General features: G+C 71.3%; 17 protein-coding genes. 7 read left to right on the top strand and 10 right to left on the bottom strand.

Annotation, left to right across the window (positions count from 1 at the left end; translation table 11 throughout):
* Nucleotides 1-56 precede the first annotated feature (56 nt).
* Together AC07EQ_RS23815 and AC07EQ_RS23820 are read left to right on the top strand one after the other, a co-directional pair.
* Nucleotides 57-1,001: an ADP-ribosylglycohydrolase family protein gene (locus tag AC07EQ_RS23815; protein ID WP_478390105.1), complete on the top strand. Its 945-nt coding sequence runs from the start codon at nucleotides 57-59 to the stop codon at nucleotides 999-1,001.
* Nucleotides 1,002-1,070: 69 nt separating this feature from the next.
* Complete coding sequence (locus AC07EQ_RS23820) at nucleotides 1,071-1,241, top strand: hypothetical protein (protein ID WP_478390106.1); 171 nt, start codon at nucleotides 1,071-1,073, stop codon at nucleotides 1,239-1,241.
* 138 nt (nucleotides 1,242-1,379) lie between these two features.
* Here AC07EQ_RS23820 and AC07EQ_RS23825 read toward each other — a convergent pair whose 3' ends face one another.
* From AC07EQ_RS23825 to AC07EQ_RS23840, 4 genes are all read right to left on the bottom strand, one after another.
* The gene (locus AC07EQ_RS23825) at nucleotides 1,380-2,765 is read right to left on the bottom strand and encodes an FAD-binding oxidoreductase (protein ID WP_478390107.1); all 1,386 of its coding nucleotides are present in this window, start codon (nucleotides 2,763-2,765) and stop codon (nucleotides 1,380-1,382) included.
* Nucleotides 2,766-2,874: 109 nt separating this feature from the next.
* Nucleotides 2,875-3,816 (bottom strand): NAD-dependent epimerase/dehydratase family protein, encoded by a 942-nt coding sequence (locus tag AC07EQ_RS23830; protein ID WP_478390108.1) that lies wholly within the window; start codon nucleotides 3,814-3,816, stop codon nucleotides 2,875-2,877.
* A 191-nt stretch (nucleotides 3,817-4,007) separates the two neighbouring features.
* On the bottom strand, nucleotides 4,008-4,211 hold the full coding sequence (locus AC07EQ_RS23835) for a cold-shock protein (protein WP_358312196.1): 204 nt from the start codon (nucleotides 4,209-4,211) through the stop codon (nucleotides 4,008-4,010).
* Between the two features lie 266 nt (nucleotides 4,212-4,477).
* Nucleotides 4,478-5,644 (bottom strand): Glu/Leu/Phe/Val family dehydrogenase, encoded by a 1,167-nt coding sequence (locus tag AC07EQ_RS23840; RefSeq protein WP_358569506.1) that lies wholly within the window; start codon nucleotides 5,642-5,644, stop codon nucleotides 4,478-4,480.
* A 586-nt stretch (nucleotides 5,645-6,230) separates the two neighbouring features.
* Here AC07EQ_RS23840 and AC07EQ_RS23845 point away from each other — a divergent pair.
* The 3 genes from AC07EQ_RS23845 to AC07EQ_RS23855 all read left to right on the top strand — a co-directional run bounded on the left by AC07EQ_RS23845 (nucleotide 6,231) and on the right by AC07EQ_RS23855 (nucleotide 11,117).
* A complete protein-coding gene (locus AC07EQ_RS23845; protein WP_478390109.1) occupies nucleotides 6,231-7,052 on the top strand; it encodes a hypothetical protein in 822 nt (273 codons plus the stop codon).
* Nucleotides 7,053-7,156: 104 nt separating this feature from the next.
* Complete coding sequence (locus tag AC07EQ_RS23850) at nucleotides 7,157-8,755, top strand: amidohydrolase (protein ID WP_478390110.1); 1,599 nt, start codon at nucleotides 7,157-7,159, stop codon at nucleotides 8,753-8,755.
* 145 nt (nucleotides 8,756-8,900) lie between these two features.
* The gene (locus AC07EQ_RS23855) at nucleotides 8,901-11,117 is read left to right on the top strand and encodes a terpene synthase family protein (protein ID WP_478390111.1); all 2,217 of its coding nucleotides are present in this window, start codon (nucleotides 8,901-8,903) and stop codon (nucleotides 11,115-11,117) included.
* 214 nt (nucleotides 11,118-11,331) lie between these two features.
* On the opposite strand, the gene AC07EQ_RS23860 is transcribed toward AC07EQ_RS23855, so the two are convergent.
* From AC07EQ_RS23860 to AC07EQ_RS23870, 3 genes are read right to left on the bottom strand one after another with little or no spacing between them, the layout of a single operon-like run.
* Nucleotides 11,332-12,540, bottom strand: coding sequence for a metal-dependent hydrolase family protein (locus AC07EQ_RS23860; protein WP_478390112.1), 1,209 nt, complete (start codon nucleotides 12,538-12,540; stop codon nucleotides 11,332-11,334).
* A complete protein-coding gene (locus tag AC07EQ_RS23865; RefSeq protein ID WP_478390113.1) occupies nucleotides 12,537-12,998 on the bottom strand; it encodes a GAF domain-containing protein in 462 nt (153 codons plus the stop codon). The genes AC07EQ_RS23860 and AC07EQ_RS23865 overlap by 4 nt, the downstream gene beginning before the upstream one ends.
* A complete protein-coding gene (locus AC07EQ_RS23870; protein WP_478390114.1) occupies nucleotides 12,995-14,374 on the bottom strand; it encodes an MFS transporter in 1,380 nt (459 codons plus the stop codon). Before AC07EQ_RS23870 ends, AC07EQ_RS23865 begins: the two co-directional genes overlap by 4 nt.
* 149 nt (nucleotides 14,375-14,523) lie before the next feature.
* On the opposite strand from AC07EQ_RS23870, the gene AC07EQ_RS23875 reads away from it, so the two are divergent.
* The gene (locus tag AC07EQ_RS23875) at nucleotides 14,524-15,417 is read left to right on the top strand and encodes a MurR/RpiR family transcriptional regulator (RefSeq protein ID WP_132486732.1); all 894 of its coding nucleotides are present in this window, start codon (nucleotides 14,524-14,526) and stop codon (nucleotides 15,415-15,417) included.
* Between the two features lie 114 nt (nucleotides 15,418-15,531).
* Here the strand turns inward: AC07EQ_RS23875 and AC07EQ_RS23880 are convergent, their stop codons facing one another.
* Complete coding sequence (locus AC07EQ_RS23880) at nucleotides 15,532-16,245, bottom strand: hypothetical protein (RefSeq protein ID WP_478390115.1); 714 nt, start codon at nucleotides 16,243-16,245, stop codon at nucleotides 15,532-15,534.
* Between the two features lie 242 nt (nucleotides 16,246-16,487).
* Entirely contained in the window at nucleotides 16,488-17,663 is a 1,176-nt protein-coding gene (locus AC07EQ_RS23885; protein ID WP_478390116.1) for an MFS transporter, read from the bottom strand.
* A gap of 105 nt (nucleotides 17,664-17,768) precedes the next feature.
* Here AC07EQ_RS23885 and AC07EQ_RS23890 point away from each other — a divergent pair, with 105 nt between their 5' ends.
* Nucleotides 17,769-18,260, top strand: coding sequence for an Lrp/AsnC family transcriptional regulator (locus tag AC07EQ_RS23890; RefSeq protein WP_478390117.1), 492 nt, complete (start codon nucleotides 17,769-17,771; stop codon nucleotides 18,258-18,260).
* A 37-nt stretch (nucleotides 18,261-18,297) separates the two neighbouring features.
* On the opposite strand, the gene AC07EQ_RS23895 is transcribed toward AC07EQ_RS23890, so the two are convergent.
* The gene (locus AC07EQ_RS23895) at nucleotides 18,298-19,089 is read right to left on the bottom strand and encodes a serine hydrolase (protein WP_478390118.1); all 792 of its coding nucleotides are present in this window, start codon (nucleotides 19,087-19,089) and stop codon (nucleotides 18,298-18,300) included.
* Between the last annotated feature and the right edge of the window lie 13 nt (nucleotides 19,090-19,102).

The raw sequence follows: 19,102 nt of genomic DNA on the forward strand, positions 1-19,102 counted from the left end.
GGCCCGCTCCGGGCGTACCGTTGACACCAACCGCCTGTGTCCTCGGGAGGCTCCGGGTGAACTCGACCGGTCCCCCGCCGGCGCACGACCGCGCCCGCGGGCTGTTCACGGGAGTCGGGCTCGGCGATGCGATGGGTGCCGCGTTCGAAGGCCAACCGTCGGTCACCGAGCTGGCGCTGCTGGAGTTCGAACGCGCCCACCACCAGCTGCGCTACACCGACGACACCGCGCTGACCATCGCCGTGGCCGAACACCTGCTGGAACGTGCCCGCCGCGGCGGGCACCTGCTCGACGAGGGCGAGCTGGCCGCCGCCCTGACCTGCGCCTGGACCCGCGAGCCGTGGCGCGGGTTCGCCGACTCGGCGGCGGCGATGTTCGAGCGGCTCGACTCCGGCATGCCGTGGCGGGACGCGGCGGTGTCGGTGTTCCACGGGCAGGGCTCCTTCGGCAACGGCGCGGCGATGCGCAGCGCGCCGGTGGCGCTGGCCGCGCGAAGCGCCCACCACGCCGCGGAACTGGGCCGGCGCGCGGCGTCGGTGACCCACGCCCACCCGGACGGCCAGGAAGGAGCGGCGGTGCAGGCGTGCAGCGCCTACCTGGCCCTGCACCACCACGGGCCGCTCGACCCGGAATCGTTCCTGGAGAAGCTGGCCCACGTGATCCACGAACCGGAATGGGTACGGCGGCTGCACTCCGTCGCCGCGCAACTCGGGCACCGGGACCCGCACCGCGCCGCCGAGGAACTCGGCAACGACGTGCGGGCGACGCACTCGGTGCCGCTGGCGCTGTGGGCGTTCCTGGCCCATGCCGAGGCCCCGGTCGACGTCGTGCGGCAGTGCATCCGGGCGGGCGGTGACACCGACACCATCGCCAGCATGGCGGCGGCGCTCGCCGGGGCGCTGCGCGGCGCCGCCGGTTGGCCGCAATCGTGGCTGCGCCGGGTCGAGGGGCTCCCCCGGCTGCACGACCTGGGCGACCGGCTGGCCCGGTTGTCGGCGTGAGCCGCGCGCCGCGCGGCCGGGCTCGTTACCGTGGCGGTTGATCCGACCAGCTATCGACGGGAGGACTCGATGAACGCGGAAACCCCGGAAGCCGACGCCGCCGAGCAGGCCCGGCAGGCCGAGGAGATCCCCGAAGAGGAGGAGCCGGAGCAGTTGGAGGTTCCGCTCGACGCCGACCCGGCCGACCTCGCCGACCAGCACCGCCCGGTCCCGGTCGACGACTCCTACGACCACGACTGACCTCCGGCCGGCCGAGACGCGGAGCGCCGCCTCCCAGCAGGAGGCGCGTGCTTCGCGTCGGGCCGGAGATGCGCCGTTTTCGCGCGAAACCGGCGCTCACCACGCGTGCCAGGTGGCGGTTTCGCGCGAAAACGGCGGTCAGCCCGCGTCGGGGAGTACCCGGCCGGGGTTGAGGATGTTGCGGGGGTCCAGGGCGTTCTTGATCGCCTGCTGGGTCCACAGGCCCGCCTCGTCGAGTTCCTCGCCCAGCCAGCGCCGCTTCAGGTGGCCGACGCCGTGCTCGCCGGTGATGGTGCCGCCGAGCTCCAGGCCCAGGGCCATGATCGCGTCGAACGCCTGCTGGGCGCGGGCCGACTCCTCCGGGTCGCTGGCGTCGAAGGCCACCACCGGGTGCATGTTGCCGTCCCCGGCGTGCCCGGCGCACAGCACCTGCACCCGGAACCGCTCGGCGATCGGGCTCAGTCCCTCGACCAGGTCCACCAGGCGCCGCCGGGGCACGCACACGTCGTCGACCAGCGTCGCCAGGCCGAGCTTCTCGTGCGCGTCCCCGACCAGCCGCCGGGCCTGCATCAGCAGTTCGCCCTCGGCCGGGTCGTCGGCGACGACCACCTCGGTGGCCGCGAAGGACCGGGCCACCCGCTCGAAGGCCGCCAAGTCGCCCGGTGCGGCGTCGCCGCGATCTGACTGCACGAGCAGCATGCCCGCCACGCCGTCGGGGAAGCCGAGGTCGGCGATGCGCTGCACCGCGCGCACCGTCGGGGCGTCCATGAACTCCAGCACCGACGGCCGGTAGCCCTCCCCGAGGTACCCGGCCACGGTGCGGGCCGCGTCGGCGATGGTCGGGAAGAACGCGACCGCGGTCAGCGGTTGCGCGGTGGCGGGCCGCAGCGCGACAGTGATCTCGGTGACCACGCCGAGGGTTCCCTCGGAGCCGACGATCAGCCGCGTCAGGTCGTAACCGGCGACGCCCTTGGCGGTGCGGCGGCCGGTGCGCATCACCCGGCCGTCGGCGAGCACCACCTCCAGGCCGCGCACGAAGTCGCCGGTCACGCCGTACTTCACGCAGCACATGCCGCCGGCGTTGGTGGCCACGTTGCCGCCGATGGTCGAGATGCTGCGGGAGCCGGGGTCGGGCGGGTAGAACAGCCCGTGCTCGGCCGCCTTCGCCGCGAACACGCCGTTGACCACGCCGGGCTGCACGACCGCGATCTGCTCCTCGGTGTCGATCTCGAGGATGGCGTCCATCTTCTCCAGCGACAGCAGGATGCAGCCGTCGATGGCGTTGGCCGCGCCGGAAAGCCCGGAGCGGGCGCCCTGCGGCACCACCGGGACCCGGTTCTCGTGCGCCCACCTCAAGGTCGTCGCAACGTCCTCAGTGGACCGGGCGCGGACCAGCACCGACGGCGTCCCGGCCGGGCAGAAGGTGGCCCGGTCCCTGCGGTGGGCCTCCAGCACGTCGGCGTCGTCGAAAACGCTGCCGCCGGGCAGCAGTTCTCGCAGCGGGTGCACGTCAGTGGCGGTCATCGGTTGCTCTCGTCTCCGACCTCGGGGGGCATGGTCTTACCTCTGAACCTAACCCGTGCCACCCCGGATCTCCCAGCCCCGCGACGCACATGAGTCGGGGATCCCAGTCTCAGCCCGCCCAGAGGCCGAACAACGAGGCGAAGCCCTCTCGCCAGCTCGGCCACGCCGGCCGCCAGCCCAGCGTCTCGCGCAACCGGAAGTTGGTGGCACCGCGCTGCTCGGTCAGCTGGTGCACGGTCAGCCAGTCCAGCTGGGTCCGGGCCTGGTCCATGGTCAGCGACACCGGGGCCGGGCCGCCCGCCATCCGCGCGTAGGCCGGGAGCCATTCCGCCGATTCGGCCGGCTCGTTGTCCACCACGTTGTAGGTACCGGGCTCGCCGTTGGTGAGCAGTTCGAGCACCGCCCCGGCCGCGTCCTCGACGTGGGTGAACGACGTCAGGCCCACTCCGTCGTCCACCAGCGGCAGTTCGCTGCCGCACACCCGCGCGTGGATCGCGCCGCCTGGCGCGTACTGGGTGTCCGGGCCGTAGAGCGCGCCGTAGCGCAGCGCGATGCCCTCGATGTCCGGGCGGGTCAGCACCGCTTCTTCCATCGCCGCCAGGGCTCGCACCGCGTCACCCCAGCAGCCCGGTGCTTCCGTCCACAGTGGAGATTCTTCGTCCAGCACGTCGTGCCCGTGCGGACGGTAGGCGGCGGTCATGCTCTGCCCGATGATGCGCCGCGCGCCGACCGCCACCGCGGCGTCGACCAGATTCCTAGCGCCGTTCTCGCGCAGCAGCGCGGTCCGGCGCAGACCCTCGTCCGGGTCCGCACCACCGAAACCGGACGTCTGGTCGATGACCACTTCCGGCTCCACGCGGGCCAACTCCCGGCGCAATTGCGGCGGGTCCAGCACATCGGCGACGGCGACGTCGTCGACCGCAACCGCACAATCAAGTCGGTCCGCGTGCCGGACGAGCGCGGTCACATGATGACCGCGATCCCGCAACAACGGCAACAGGGTTCTCCCGACAACGCCGGTCGCACCGGCGACAACCACACGCAGGGGCACATCGACCTCGCACCGGGTTAAACGTCAGCGGGCTGGAAGCCTACCCCGGCGACGTACCCCTCAACGGGTGAAAAAGGCCGTCCTCCTCGGCGGCAGACCGGCACCGCAGGCGGCCCGGTACTGCCGCCCCATCGGAGGCGGCATCAGAGCTATCTCCGATGCGTCGTCATGCCCGTAGGGCACGATCCGGTTCAGACCGCGCGGATGTCCGCGGCCTGCGGCCCCTTCGGCCCCTGAGCGATCTCGAACTCCACCCGCTGCTGTTCCTCCAGCGTGCGGAAACCGGTGGACTGGATCGCGGAGTAGTGGGCGAAGACGTCAGCGCCACCGCCGTCGGGGGTGATGAACCCGTAGCCCTTCTCCGCGTTGAACCACTTCACCGTACCGATAGCCATTCCCTGTTTCTCCTGATTCTGCTGGCCAGGGCCCACACTTCGCAGACCCCCGGTCGCCGAGCTGATCACCCGGTGCCCGGCGCGGCCGGAACACCACGGCACAAAAAAAGCGCCTGCGTTCTGGCAGGCACTTTTCCAGTACTGCTAGGACCAAAACTGCAACCATCGCAAACGCTAGCACTCGGACTGCGGGTTGTCACACCTCGATCGCAGTGCGTGAACGACGTGTGCAACCCGCAGCCGCTGCGGGTCGAAAACCGCAGGTGTCAGGGGATGCTGAGCAGCCCCTGCCCGCTCTCCTCGGCGACACGGTTCTGCTCGCTGCGGAGCTCCGCGAGCCGCAGCGCCGCGGCGCGCGGCGTGAGGCCTTCGGTCTCCCACGCCGCCAGCAGCGGCGGGATCTTGGCCAGCATCTCCTCGCGCAACACCTGGAAGGACAGCACCGGGTCGGCGTCGACCCGGCCGAGCAGCAGCCACCACGCCCAGGCCACGGCGCCGGCGTTGGCCACGAAGTCCGGGATCACCGGAATCCCGCGCGTCGCGAGCATTTCCTCGGCGTCCTCGGTGACCGGGGTGTTCGCCGCCTCGATGATCACCTTCGCGTTGACCTCCGGCACCTGCGGCGCCTTGATGGTGAACGAGACCGCCGCCGGGATCAGCACGTCGACCTCGGCGGAGAGGACGGCTTCGCGCGGCAGCTGCTCGACGTCCGGGGGCACCTGGGCGCGGTCGATCTCGCCGAATCGGTCGCGGGTTTCCAGCAGTGCAGGGACATCGAGCCCGTCGGGATGCCGCAAGGTACCCGCCGCATCGGCCAGCGCGACGACCTTCAGCCCTGCCTCGTGCAGGTAGTAGGCCGCGCCGCCGCCCATCGTGCCGACGCCCTGCACGGCCACAGTGGTCTCCGCCTCCGCCCAGCCGCGGGCGTGCACGACACCCAGGCAGCTCTGCGCGACGCCGTAGCCGCCGACCACGTCGCCGAGCAAAAGGCCGCCCGGCACCGGCGCGTTGAGCCCGGCGCGGACGCGGCGCAGCGTGCGCTCCGCGTCAGGCGCCCGGCGGATCGCCGCGTGGTACGACTGGTGCAGCCCGAGCTCGGCGAACACATCGTCGATCAGGTGCTGCGGCACCCCGAGGTCCTCGGCCGTCACCCAGTGCGCGTCCACCCACGGCCGCATCGCCTGCAGGAAGCGGCTCAGCACGCCGCGAGCGGCGGGATCCTTCGGATCGCAGTCGATCCCGCCCTTGGCGCCGCCGACCGGCAGGTCGAACACGGCCGTCTTGCGCGCCATGCCACGCGCCAACGCCTCCACCTCGGACAGCGTGCAACCGGCACGCATCCGAGTCCCGCCGGTGGCGAGACCGGACACGAGGCTGTGCACGACGAGGTAACCGTTGCAGCCGGTTACCGAGTCCGTCCAGATCACCCTCATCAGCGGGTCGCGGTCGACGAATACCACGGGCCGAACCTCCTCTCAGAGCGCATACCTGACGCGGGCGCGCACGCCCGGATTTCATCGGGAAACGATGTTCAGGCGACCCGCGGGGCACCCGCGACGGTCACCGGCCACTGCCGAAGGAGTCGGTCAGTGATGTCGCAGCCAGAGCGAGGAAGAAGACAGCCATCGGGCCGGGCGGGGGTTGCGGTAGGACTCGGTTCGCATGCCCACCTCCCACATCCGGCCGGAATGGCTCCAGGACTGTTCTTCGATAGCGGCTTGCTCAGCGCAGGGCGCCGGCACCGCTTATGAATCAGACCATGGCCCAGAAATTAAACGCCACGTCGTCGGATTGTCAACAATCTGCGGTTACGTCGCCGGAACGGGTGCGTATCCACCGGTTACCTGCGGGTTCAGGATGGCTCCGGGAGGTGCGGAAACGTGATCAACTCGGTCGCGACCGCCCACCCGGTGGGGTTCTAAGCTTCCGGGCACGACGTACGACTGCGTCGCGCGAACCGGTGTGCGATCTTGGCCGAAACGACTCCCACGGTTCCCGCGCGACTGGGAGGATGCAGGAATGAGCCAACCGGGACCCCATGACCGACCGGGATCGCTGGACGAGGTCGCGCAGCAGCAGCTGATCCAGGAGATCGGCCGGGTTGTCGTGCGCGCCCTGCCTCCGGGCTGGCAGGAAGCCACCGTCGAATACCGCGAACTCGGCGACCACCGCGAACTCGTCGCGCAGCTGCTCGCCCCCAACGGCACGGCCGTCCCGCTCGCCGTCCCCATCGACGTCGCCGAGCTGTTCCTGCGGCTGCGCAGCGGCATGTACCAGCCCGACCGCGGCACCTGGGTCAGCGCGCTCTACCGGCTGCAGCGGCCCGGCAGCTACACCGTCGACTTCAACGGCGACTACCAGCCCAGCTGGCGCACCGCTCCCCCGCCGGAGGCCTTCGCCGAGGAACTGCGCCGCTACCCGCGGCCCGCCGCCGCCACGCCGGACTGGCTGGCCCCGCCGAGCACCGGGTCGGCCGGCCTGCGCACCGCCGAGGTCTTCGACGACGGCGGGCGGCCGATCACCGAGCGGCCGGAGCTGGACCCGGCGGAGCGCGACCAGGTGGCCGAATACCTGGAGGGGGCGCCGATCGTGCTGGCCGCGCGCAGCTACGACACCGACCGGCTGGACCCGCACCGCAGCCCGGCGGTGCCGATGACCTTCCACACCGACGGCAGCTGGATCTGGCCCGGCGCGGTCGGCTACTACCTCCGCCAGCACGGCGTCGCCCCCGAATCGGAGTTGGTGGCGCACATCCGGCGCTGCGGCTTCCAGGTCCCGGACGTCGGCGAGCCCGTCCGCGAGCAGGCGGTCGCGGTCATCACCGGCGAACAGCGCATCTGACGGCGGGTCGTGAGTGGCAACGGTCGCTATGACGGCCACAGCCACTCACGACCTCCTCCGCTCGCTTCGGCCGCGCCGGGGCGCGGCCCTGCGACAATCCGGGCATGCGCGAAGTCGTCTTCGCGGGCGGGCCGGTGGCCACAATGGACGCCGCCCGCTCGTTCACCGATGCCGTCGCCGTGCGCGACGGCCGGATCACGGCCGTCGGCGACGCCGCCGTGCGAGCCCGGCTGACCCCGGCGACCGAGGTGATCGACCTCGACGGCCGGTTGCTGCTGCCCGGCTTCCACGACGCGCACGTGCACCCGGTGTACGGCGGCATCGAACGGCTTCGCTGCGACCTCTCCGACTGCCTCGACGCGGCCGAATGCCTGCGCCGCATCGCCGGGTTCCGGCCGGACGCGGGCTGGGTGCTCGGCGGCGGCTGGGACATGGGCCAGTTCCCGGGCGGCACGCCCGACCGCGCCGCCCTGGACTCGGTGACCGGCAGCCGGCCGGCGTACCTGCTCAACCGCGATCACCATGGCGCGTGGGTGAACTCGGCGGCGCTGCGGCTGGCGGGCGTCGACCGCGACACCCCGGATCCGCCGGACGGCCGGATCGAGCGCGACGCCGACGGCGAACCGGCCGGGACCTTGCACGAGGGCGCCACCCGCCTGGTCGAGCGGGTGCTGCCGCCCACCAACGCGCAGGAGTACCTCGCGGGCTTGCTGGAGGGCCAGCGCCACCTGCACTCGTGCGGCGTGACGTCCTGGCACGACGCGATCATCGGCTCATACCTCGGCTACGACGACACGCTGGAGACCTACCTGGCGGCCGACCGGCAGGGCTTGCTGACCGGCAAGGCCCGCGGCGCGCTGTGGTGGGACCGCGGGCGCGGGCGGGAGCAGATCGAGGAGCTGCGGCAGCGGCGCGAGCGGGCGCGGGGGCGGCGGTTCCGCGCCGACGCGGTGAAGATCATGCAGGACGGCGTGTGCGAGAACTTCACCGCCGCGCTGCAACTCCCGTACCTGGGCGGTCACGGCCGCGGAATGTCCTTCGTGGATCGCGATGTCCTCGCCGAGGTGGTTCCCGAGCTCGCCGCCGACGGGTTCCAGCTGCACTTCCACGCGATCGGCGACCGCGCGGTGCGCGACGTGCTGGACGCGCTCGCCGCCGCCCCCGGGCGGCACCTGCGGCACCAGATCGCCCACGTGCAGGTGGTGCACCCGAGCGACATCCCGCGGTTCCACGAACTCGGCGTCGTCGCGACGATCCAGCCCCGGTGGGCGGTCAACGACGCCGCGATGACCGAGTTGACCGTGCCGCACCTGGGACATCGGCGCGCCGGCTGGCAGTACCCGTTCCGGTCGCTGCGCGCCGCGGGCGCGGTGCTGGCCGCGGGCAGCGACTGGCCGGTGTCCGACGCCGATCCGGTGCAGGCGGTGCACGTAGCGGTCAACCGGCGCGAACCGGACACCGACGACGCTCCGTTCCTGCCGGAACAAGCGCTCGATCTCGTGGATGCGCTCGCCGCCTACACCGCGGGCAGCGCCTGGGTGAACCACGTGGACGGCGAAACCGGCACCGTCGAGGTCGGCAAGGCCGCAGACCTCGTCGTGCTCGACCGCGACCCGTTCTCCTTGCCACCAGGGGAGATCGGGCAGTGCCGGGTGGACCTCACGATGGTCGACGGCGTGGTCGTGCACGAGCGGAAGGCGTGACCCAACGCAGCGTCGTGCTGGGCTGGTCGGGCGACACCGATTCTCGATCGTGTGTAACCCCACCGAAGGCATTGGCGGCCACCGCCAACGCTGGTTTCGTGCGCAGGGTCGACGACCATCGCAGAGAGGTCAGGTGCGCGAAACCATGCAGCCCTTCCGACTGCCGGACTTCTACCTGTCCTATCCGGCTCGGCTGAACCCGAACCTGGAGCGGGCACGAGAGCACAGCAAGGCGTGGGCTTACCGGATGGACATGATCGACGTGCCGCAGGACGGCGTGCCGATCTGGGACGAGGCGGACCTCGACCGGCACGACTACGCGCTGCTGTGCGCCTACACGCACCCGGACGCGGACGGCCCGGAGCTGGACCTGATCACCGACTGGTACGTGTGGGTGTTCTACTTCGACGACCACTTCGTCGAGCTGTACAAGCGGAATCCGGACCTCGCCGGGGCCCGCGAGTACCTCGACGGGCTGGCCGCGTTCATGCCGGTGGAGGGCCCGATCACGGCGGAGCCGGCGAACCCGGTGGAACGCGGCCTGGCCGACCTGTGGACCCGCACGGTGCCTGCCATGAGCGCGGACTGGCGGCGGCGGTTCGCCGAGAACACCAAGCACCTGCTGGACGAATCGCTGTGGGAATTGGCCAACATCTCCGAGAACCGGCTGTCCAATCCCATCGAGTACGTGGAGATGCGCCGCAAGGTGGGCGGCGCGCCGTGGTCGGCGAACCTGGTGGAGCACGCCGTCGGCGCGGAGGTGCCGGCCGAGATCGCGGCGACCCGCCCGATGGAGGTGCTGCGCGACACGTTCTCCGACGCCGTGCACCTGCGCAACGACCTGTTCTCCTACGAGCGCGAGGTGCGGGACGAGGGCGAGCTGAGCAACGGCGTGCTGGTCTTCGAGGAGTTCCTCGGCTGCACGACGCAGGAGGCCGCGGACGCGGTCAACGACCTGCTCACCTCCCGGTTGCACCAGTTCGAGCGCACCGCGCTGACGGAGGTGCCGCGCCTGCTCGACGAGCGCGGCATCGACCCGGTCGGCCGGCTGGCCGTCCTCGGCTACGTGAAGGGCCTGCAGGACTGGCAGTCCGGCGGCCACGAGTGGCACATGCAGTCCGGCCGCTACCCGGACGGGTCGAGCACACCGACCGTGCTGGCCGGGCCGAACGGGTTCGGGACCGCGGCGGCGCACATCGTCTCGTCGCTGCTTTCGACCGCGCCGCAACGGATGCGCAGCTTCACCCGGGTCCCCTTCCAGCCCGTCGGCGAGATCTCGGCCCGGGAGTTCTACATGCCCTACGAGGTGTCGATGTCCCCACACCTCGACGTCTCGCGGGAGCACAACGCCGAATGGGCCCGCGCCATGGGCATGTTCGACGACGTGCCGCAGGTCTGGACCGAGCAGATGCTGCGGGACAACGACCTCCCGCACTGCTCCGCCGGGCTCGACCCCGATGCGACCATCGAGGAGCTGGACCTGTCGGCGGCATGGCTGACGTGGGGCACCTACGGCGACGACTACTACCCGTCGGTCTTCGGCCACGGGCGGGACATGGCGGGCGCGAAGGCGCAGAACGCCCGCCTGAAGGAGCTGCTCCCCCTCGAAGGCGCGAGTCCGGTCGTCCCGGTGAACATGCTGGAACGCGGCCTGGCCGACCTGTGGGAGCGCACGACCGGCTCGATGCCGCTGGAAGCCCGCCAGGCCTTCCGGAAGTCCGTGGAGGTCATGATCGACAGCTGGCTGTGGGAACTGGACAACCAGCACCAGAACCACATCCCGGACCCGATCGACTACGTCGAGATGCGGCGCCGGACGTTCGGTTCGGACCTCACCATGAGCCTGTCCCGCTTCTCGCACGGGCAGTCGGTGCCGCCGGAGATCTACCGGACGCGCACGATCCGCAACATGGAGAACTCGGCGATCGACTACGCGACGATGGTCAACGACGTCTTCTCGTACCGCAAGGAGATCGAGTACGAGGGCGAGGTGCACAACGCGGTGCTGGTCGTGCAGAACTTCCTGGACTGCGGGCAGGACCGGGCCTTCGACATCGTGCACGACCTGATGACCGCGCGGATGAAGCAGTTCGAGCACACCGTGGAGGTCGAGCTGCCGGCGCTGTTCGAGGAGCGGGAGCTGGACTCCGAGGCGCGGGCGACGCTCACCCGCTACGCCTCGGAGTTGCAGGACTGGATGGCCGGAATCCTGAACTGGCACCGGGAATGCCGCCGGTACTTCGACTCGGAGCTGCGCCACAACATCCCGGTCGGCCTGACCAGGAGCGTGCTCCCCGGTCCCACCGGCCTCGGCACGTCCCTGGCCCGGCTGTCCTCCGGCTGGGACCCGGTGCTCGGCTGAGCCGGGGGGGGTGAACGGACCGTTCACGTCGCTAGACGAGGCGAACGGTCCGTTCACCCCACCCACCACCAACACCACTGAACCCGAAGCGAACGGACCGTTCACGTCGCTAGACGAGGCGAACGGCCCGTTGACCCCACCCACCACCAACACCACTGAGCCCGAAGCGAACGGACCGTTCACGTCGCTAGACGAGGCGAACGGTCCGTTCACCTCACGCCAGGGCGCCGTGCTGGACGACGTGGCGGATGCGCTCGGGGTTCGCGAGGTTCGCGATGTCCTCCAGCGGGTCGCCGTCGAGGACCACCAGGTCCGCCAGGGCACCCACCCGCAGCGTGCCGATCTCGCCGGTCATGCCGAGCAGGTCCGCCGCCGTGGTCGTCGCCGAGCGGATCACCTCCAGCGGCGGCAGGACCTCGCCGCGGATCCGGAACTCCTCGTTCTGGTGGCGGTGCATGCCGCCGAGCAGGTCGCTGCCGTAGACGATCTTGACGCCGCCGCGGTACGCCATCTCCAGCGCCGCCAGCCCGGCGCCTAGCACGTCGTCGACCTTCCGCCAGCTGTCCTCCGGCAGCCCGAACTCGCGGCCCTCGGTCTTCAGCGCCCAGTACGTCACCAGCGTCGGCACCAGGAACGCGTCGTGTTCGAGGAATTCGGCCACGTTGGACTCGTCGATGAGGTTGCCGTGCTCGATCGACCGGATGCCCGCCCGCAGCGCCCGGCTGACCGAGCGCGCCGTGTAGGCGTGCGCGGCGACGTAGCGGTTGGCGGCGTCCGCCTCCTCGACGATGGCCCGCAGCTCCTCCATCGAGTACTGGGTGGAGTCGATGCGGTCGGTCGGCGAGGCCACGCCGCCGCCGGCCATCACCTTGATGTGGTGCGCACCCTTGCGGAGCTCGTCGCGCGCCGCGGCGCGCACCGCGTCCACGCCGTCGGCGATCCGGCCGAGCCCGGCGCAGCACTGGTGCCCGTCGTGCACCCGGGTGCCGCGCGGACGACTGTCCCCGTGCCCGCCGGTCTGGCTGAGCGCCTTGCCGCAGAACGCCAGCCGCGGGCCGCGGATGAGGCCCTCGGCCTGCGCGTCGGCCAGTCCGAAGTCGGCGCCGGAGGCGTCGCGGACCGTGGTGAAGCCGCGGTCGAGCATCTTCCCCATGATCTGCGCGGCGTGCGCGGTGGCGTAGGACGGCGACCACGCGGGCAGCGCACCGAGATCGGCGGTGGCGGCGGTGACGTGCACGTGCGCGTCGATCAGCCCGGGCAGGACGGTGGCGCCGGCCAGGTCCACGATCCGCGCGCCGTCCGGCGCGGTCAGGCCGGGGCCGGTCCCGGCGATCCGGCCGTCGACGCACAGCAGGTCGCCTTCGGCGTACTCGCCGGTCTCGACGTCGAGCAGCTTGCCGGAACGCAGCAGCAGGGCGGTCACGAGTTCGACTCCTCCGTGGTGTTGTCGAGGCGCTGGACGAGTTCGGCCAGCGCGGGAACGGCCAGCGCCGCCAGCTCGGCGGCCCGGTCCACCTGGGCCTGGCCGTAGGCGTGCTCGGCGTCGAGCAGGGCGAGGGCGCCCAAGGTGGCGCCGTCGGTGCCGATGACCGGCACGTTGATCACCGAGCCGCAGCCGAGCTCCGCGATCAGCGCGTGGTCGGCGAAGACCTGGCGGACCGAGTCCGCGTCTGGCCCGAAGAACGGCTTCTGCTGCCGGATGCAGCGGTCCAGCCAGTCGGCGGCGACCTCGACGGACTTCTCCCCGCCCACCGGGTACTGCTCGGGGCGGCTGGTGTGCGCCCGGTGCAGCACGCGGCGGCCGGGCAGCCAGGCCAGCACGGTGAACAGCCGGACGCCGATCTCCCGCCGGATTTCTTCTTCCACTGCGGACAACTTCATCGCACGCCCGCCCTCTCGGTGTCGGGTTCGGCCACGTCTTCCAGGGACCGGCCCGCGGTGGACAGGCCGAACAGCAGCGTGCACACCACGCCGATCGCCAGCACCGCGGTGGTCATGCCGAACACGCCCCCGAAGCCCAGCGAGGCGGCGAACACGCCGATCACCGACGGCGCGATGATGCTGCCGACGCGGCCGAACGCGCTGGCCAGCCCGGTGCCCGACGCGCGGATCCAGGTGGGGAACACCTCCGGGGTGTAGGAGTACACCGCCGCGTAGGTGCCGTTGAGGAAGAACGACAGCACCGCCGCCGAGACCGTGATCATCACCGGGTCGGTCATCTGCGACATCCAGAACGCGCTGGCCGCGGAGCCCGCCAGGTAGAGCGCGATGGTGTTCTTGCGGTCCAGGAACTCGCCCAGCCACGCCGCCGAGAAGTAACCCGGCACCTGCGCGAGGTAGATGATGATCGAGAACTCGAAGCTCTTGGTGACGGTGATGCCCTGCTTCACCAGCAGCGTCGGGATCCAGGTGAAGAAGCCGTAGTAGGAGAAGGTGATCACGAACCAGATCAGCCAGGTGATCGCGGTGCGCCGCGCCATCCGGCCGCTCCACAGGTACTTCAGCGCGGAGAACAGCCCGACCTTGCGGGCCTCGGCGGGCTTTTCCACCGCGACCTCCGGCACCGGCGGGAGTTCGGCCCCGGTCGCCGCGCGAACCTTGCGCTCCAGGTCGACCACGACCGCTTCGGCTTCGGCGGTCCTGCCGTTGGCCAGCAGGTAGCGGGGCGATTCCGGCAGCGAACGCCGCCACCACAGCAGCATCAGGATCGGCAGTGCGGTGATCACCTGCGCCCAGCGCCAGCCCTCGGGCATCGGCTGCACCACGAACCGGCCGAGCAGCGCGGCACCGACGAAGCCGAAGGAGAAGAAGCCGGCCAGCGCGCCGACGAACCAGCCGCGCCGCGCGGCCGGGACGAACTCGGACAGGAACGGCGCGATGATCGCGCTTTCCGCGCCCGTCCCGAATCCGGCCAGCACCCGGGCGACGAGGAAGATCTCGTAGTTCGGGGCGACCGCGGCGACGACGGAGAACACCGCGTAGACCGCCAGCGCCCACATCATGACCTTGCGGCGGCCGATGCGGTCGCCGAGCAGCCCGGCGCAGGTGGCGCCGAACAGGAAGCCGAACGGGGCGGCCGAGCCGACGAGGCCGAGCTGTGCGTTGGTCAGGCCCCACACGTCCTGCACGCTCGGCATCAGGAAGGCCACGACGGCCGCGTCCATCCCGTCGAAGGTGTAGCCGAGCCCGCCGATCAACAGCAAGAAGTAGTGCGGTCGGCTCAGCGGGAGCCGGTCCAACCGGGCTAGCAGGGACAAGGGTGCCTCCAGGAGTTTCACAGCACCGGACGAAGTGACTGGCAACATATAGTGCAGTTATCCTGATTTGCAATACCTGTTGCGTTTTGGGCTCGTTACAGTGTGCTTTCGAGGGGTGCCGACACCGAACGGCCGACGAGGGGAACACGATGACCACCGACAGCGCCACCACCAGCGCGGCCGGGGAATCCGACGGATTCGAGACCTGGCTGCGCGGGCGCGTGCCCGAGCGCGGGCTGCGCAGCAAGGGCGCGTCGGTGCTGGAGGTGCTGCTCACGCAGCCCCGGCGGGCGTCCTACAGCTCCGCCGCCGAGGCCGCCGAGCTGGCCGGCGTCAACGTCGCGACGGTCAGCCGCACCGCGCAGGCGCTCGGCTTCAGCGGCTGGTCCGACCTGCAGCAGGAGTTGCGCGCACGGTTCCTGTCCTCGCTGAGTGCTCCTGAGGTCGCCGCGGCGCAGCACACCGAGGGCGAGCTCGGCGCCGCATCGCTGCGCCGGGACCTGGAGTCGCTGGCCATGCTCGACCGGCGGTTCGACGAGCAGCAGATCCGCACCATCGCCGAGGCGATCGCGCAGGCGCGGCGAGTTCTGATCGTCGCGCACGGCAGCTACGCCTCGATCGGCGCGGCGCTGAGCCACAACGTGCGGCTGGCCGGGTACGACGCGACCCTGACGTACGACGCCGACCTGGCCAACGCGGTGTCCCGGATCGAACCCGGCGACGTGCTGGTGGCGATCAGCTTCTGGCGGCTGTACCAGCACACCGTGACCGCGGCCGAGGAAGCGCACAGCCGCGGCGCCCGGGTCTTCGTGCTCTCCGATGCGGCCAGCCCGGACTTGGCCGCAGCGGCGGAGGAGGTGCTGCTGATCCCCGCCGAAGGCGTGGCGTTCTTCCCCTCCCTCGCGCCAGGGCTGGCGGTCGCGCAGGCCATCGTCGCCCAGCTATCCACAGTGGACCCCGAGCGGACCCGCAAGTCCATCGAAGCGGCCGAGACCCAGTGGTCCCGCTTCGGACTGATGCACCGCCAGCCCCGGCGCGGCTGAAGCCGGGGACCGCGCCGTTCCCGCCGATTCACCGCGCCGGAACGGCGAACCGACGCGAAGCCGGGACGCAACCCTGGAAATCCGGGTCGCGCCCCGGCGAGCGAGCGGTAGACGCTAGATGCCGCCCACCCGTGGGAGCGGGATCTCCGGCACCAGCCTCGGCCGGAACCCCACATCGCTCGACGCGGTCGACGGCGCCGGCGCTCCCACCACCGCGGTCCAGTGCGCGAGGTACTTGGCCGCCTCGGCCGCCAGCAACGCGTCCAGCTCCACCCGGTTGGCGTTCTTGCGCAGCCGCAACGGTTTTCCGCGGCGCACGTCGAGCACCATCGGCGTCGCCCCCGGCCGCAGGGCCGGCATCGCATGCTCCAGGAGCCGCAGCGCCAGGCTCGCGGAGTCCGTGCCCAGCTCGGGTTCCTTCAGGTACGGCAGCACGACCTCGGTGCGGCCGTCCTGGCGCCGCAGCGCCAGCGAACTCCGGTCCGAGATGGTGACCGCGAGGCCACCGATGTTCCACCGCGCGGAGGTCATCGGCACGCCGACCGCCTTCGCCCTGCCCCACCAGCGCTGGAATCCCGCGTGCAGCTCCTGGAAGTGGGGCTGCTGCACCGGACGCGCCTGCCGCACCGCCGCCGCGACGATCTCCACCGCGTCCGGCGAGGTCACCGCCCGCCGCAGCGCCAGCCGGAACGGCCCGTAGAACGCCCAGGCCATGCTCGTCTCATCGAGGTAGATCTCCCGCTGGTCCCGCACGATGCCCGCGCAACCGCGCGGCGTGCTGCGCATGTAGTCGAGGAACGAACCGAGACTGATCTGCACACCGTCCACGAGTGCCCCTTCCCGCGGTCGAGGGCAGCATTCAGCGCCACTGCGATCCGCCCCCGAAGACGACGGTCCACAGTGGTCCAAATGCGCCCGAACCCCCTGCCCGACAAGGATATTCTAGCACGTCAGGATACTTTTTAGAACACTTGTTCGTGGTGATTTTCGGTGTTCGCGGCGCCCGGCCGACCACTTCGCGCGGACACCGTCGGTGGCGCGATCCCAGAACGCGCAGGCCGCGGCATCGATCACCGCCGCCGCACCAACACGGCGATCGGCAGCACTGCCAGCACCCCGCCCACCACCCCCAACGTCGCGTATCCACCGGCCGCGAGGATCGCCGTGGAGGCGAGGCCGGCGACCGCGGCAGCGCCCCACACCGCCGCGTCCACGGCACCCTCGACCTGCATCCGGTCCGCCGCGGGCAACTGCCTGGCGATCTGACCACTTCCGCCGACGAAGCACAGGTTCCACCCGTAGCCCAACAGGAACAGCGCCACCCCGCGCAGCGAATGGTCGCTGACGGACGCGGCGATCGCGCTGGACAGCGCGAGCGCGACCAGGCCGGACAGCATCACGGGCCGGGTGCCGAACCGGTCCACCAACCGCCCGGTGACAGGAGAGAGCACGAACATGCCGAGCGTGTGCGCTGACAACACCGCGCCGACCATGCCCAGCCCCGCACCGTGTTCGTGCATGTCGAGCGGCGCCGCGGTCATCAGCGCGACCATCACCACCTGCGCGCTCGCCATGACCAGCAGCGCGCCGCGGGCCGCGGGTGCCCGCAGCAGATGCCCCAGCCGCACTCCTGGCGCGCTGTCCCGCACGCCCGTCCGGGCCGGCACGCCGCACCCGGCGACCACACCCACCGCGCAACAGGCCGCGACGACCAGGAAGGCACCAGCCGGCTCCGACCAGCCGAGAAACCCACCTAGCGCGGCCGTCGGCGCGATCAGCAGCGGCCCGCCGACGGCACCAAGGGTCGCCGCCCAGATGACCGTGCCGATCGCACGACCCCGCCGGTGCGGCGGATACATCTCCGCAGCCGCGTATCGGGACAACTGCGCCCCGGCGTTGCCGAAGCCGAGCAGCAGCAGTCCCACGCACAGACCGACCGTGTCCCCGTGGATCGCGGCCAAGGTGGCGGTCAACCCACCCGCGGTGGCCAGGCCGTAACCGAGCAGCAGCCCGGTCCGCCGGCCCCACCGGTTCATCCCGTGGCTGAGCAGCAGCGCACCCAGGCCGGTGCCGACGATTCCAGCGGTGCTCGGCACCGCACCCCACGCGGTGCCCAACCGCTCCCCGGCGACGATCGTGCTCACCGCGCTCGCCATGCCCATCGCCGCGTTCATCACCACCGTGCCCGCGCACAGCGCTGCGGTCGCCGCGCCTCGCCGCCGGTCGATCATCCCAGTTCGAAGCATGGTCATCACGGTAGAAAACCCGCCAGCCCAGCTGAATGCGCGAACAGCGGTGATCTACGCGATCCGGTTGTTGTTCGCAAGGCATTCAGCCGCAATACTTTCCGGATGCAGAGACCGCTCGACCAGATCGACTGGCGCATCCTCGCCGAACTGCAGGACGACGGCCGGCTGTCGTTCAACCAGTTGGGCCGCCGGGTCAACCTGTCCCCGCCCGCCGTGGCCGACCGGGTCCGCCGGCTGGAGGAGGCCGGGGTGATCACCGGCTACGAGGCGCGAGTGGATCCGGCGAAGGCGGGCCTGCCGCTGACCGCCTTCGTGCAGATGCGCTGCCAGCTCGGCCGCTGCCTGCTGAAGACCACCACCTCCGCCGACTTCCCGGAAGTGGCCGAGGTGCACAAGCTCAGCGGCAGTTCGTGCAGCATGCTCAAGGTCCGGGTGGCGTCGATGCGGCACTTGGAGGGCCTGTTCGAACGGCTCGGCGAACACGGCGAGATGCACTCGTACGTCGTGCTGTCCACCCAGTTCGAGGGACGGCCGGTCGAGCCGCCGCCGACCGACGCCCGCCCGGTCACCGACCCGGCAGGCTGGAGCCGCTGACCCGCGAACCCGATCCAGCACCCGCCGTTCCGAACGCTCAGCCGAGGGCCTGGTGGACGGCCCTCCCGAGGCTCGCGATCGCGTCGCAGGCCGGGCCGCCCCGGTAGCCGGTGCTGGAGCGTTCGTCGGTGAGCTCGTCGACCAGCACCGCGACCACCGCTCGCGGCCGGTCGGCGCCGATCAGCCCCACGTCGTGGCGCAGGCCGAGCAGCTCGCCGGTCTTGTTCCAGCACTGCGCGCCCTCCGGCAGCAGCGCGGGCAGCCGGTCCCGGACCTGCTGCCGCGACAGGACGTCGAGCGCGTGCTCGGTCAGTTCCGGTGGCAGCGCCGATCCCCCGGCCAGCGCGGCGAGCACGCGCGCCTGGTCCAGCGCCGTGGTCTCGTTGCGGCCCGGGGCGTTGACGTCCATCAGCCGCCGCTGGACCCGGGTCGCAGTGCAGCCCAGGTCGGCGGCGCAGGCCCGGATCGTCTCGAACCCGACCGCGTCGATCACCGCGTTCGTGGCGGCGTTGTCGCTGATCACGATCATCAGCGTGATCAGGTCGCGCAGCGAAACCCGCGCCACGCTGGGCAGTTCCCGCAGCACCCCGAACCCGCCGACCCGCTCGGCGGGCAGCTCGACCTCGGCGTCCAGCCCCAGGCGCCCCTCGTGCACCGCGCGCAGCGCGGTGATCATGATCAGGACCTTGATCGTGCTGGCGGCGTGCACGACCCGCTCGGCGTCGACCAGCACCGGTTCCCGCTCGTCGAGATCCCAGGCGGCGAACCCGACCCGCCCGGGCAGGCCCCCGAACGCCGCCTCGGCCCGCAACCGCTCCGCAAACCCCACCACGCGCCTCCCC

The sequence above is a fragment of the Saccharopolyspora sp. NPDC045839 genome (assembly GCF_056431645.1).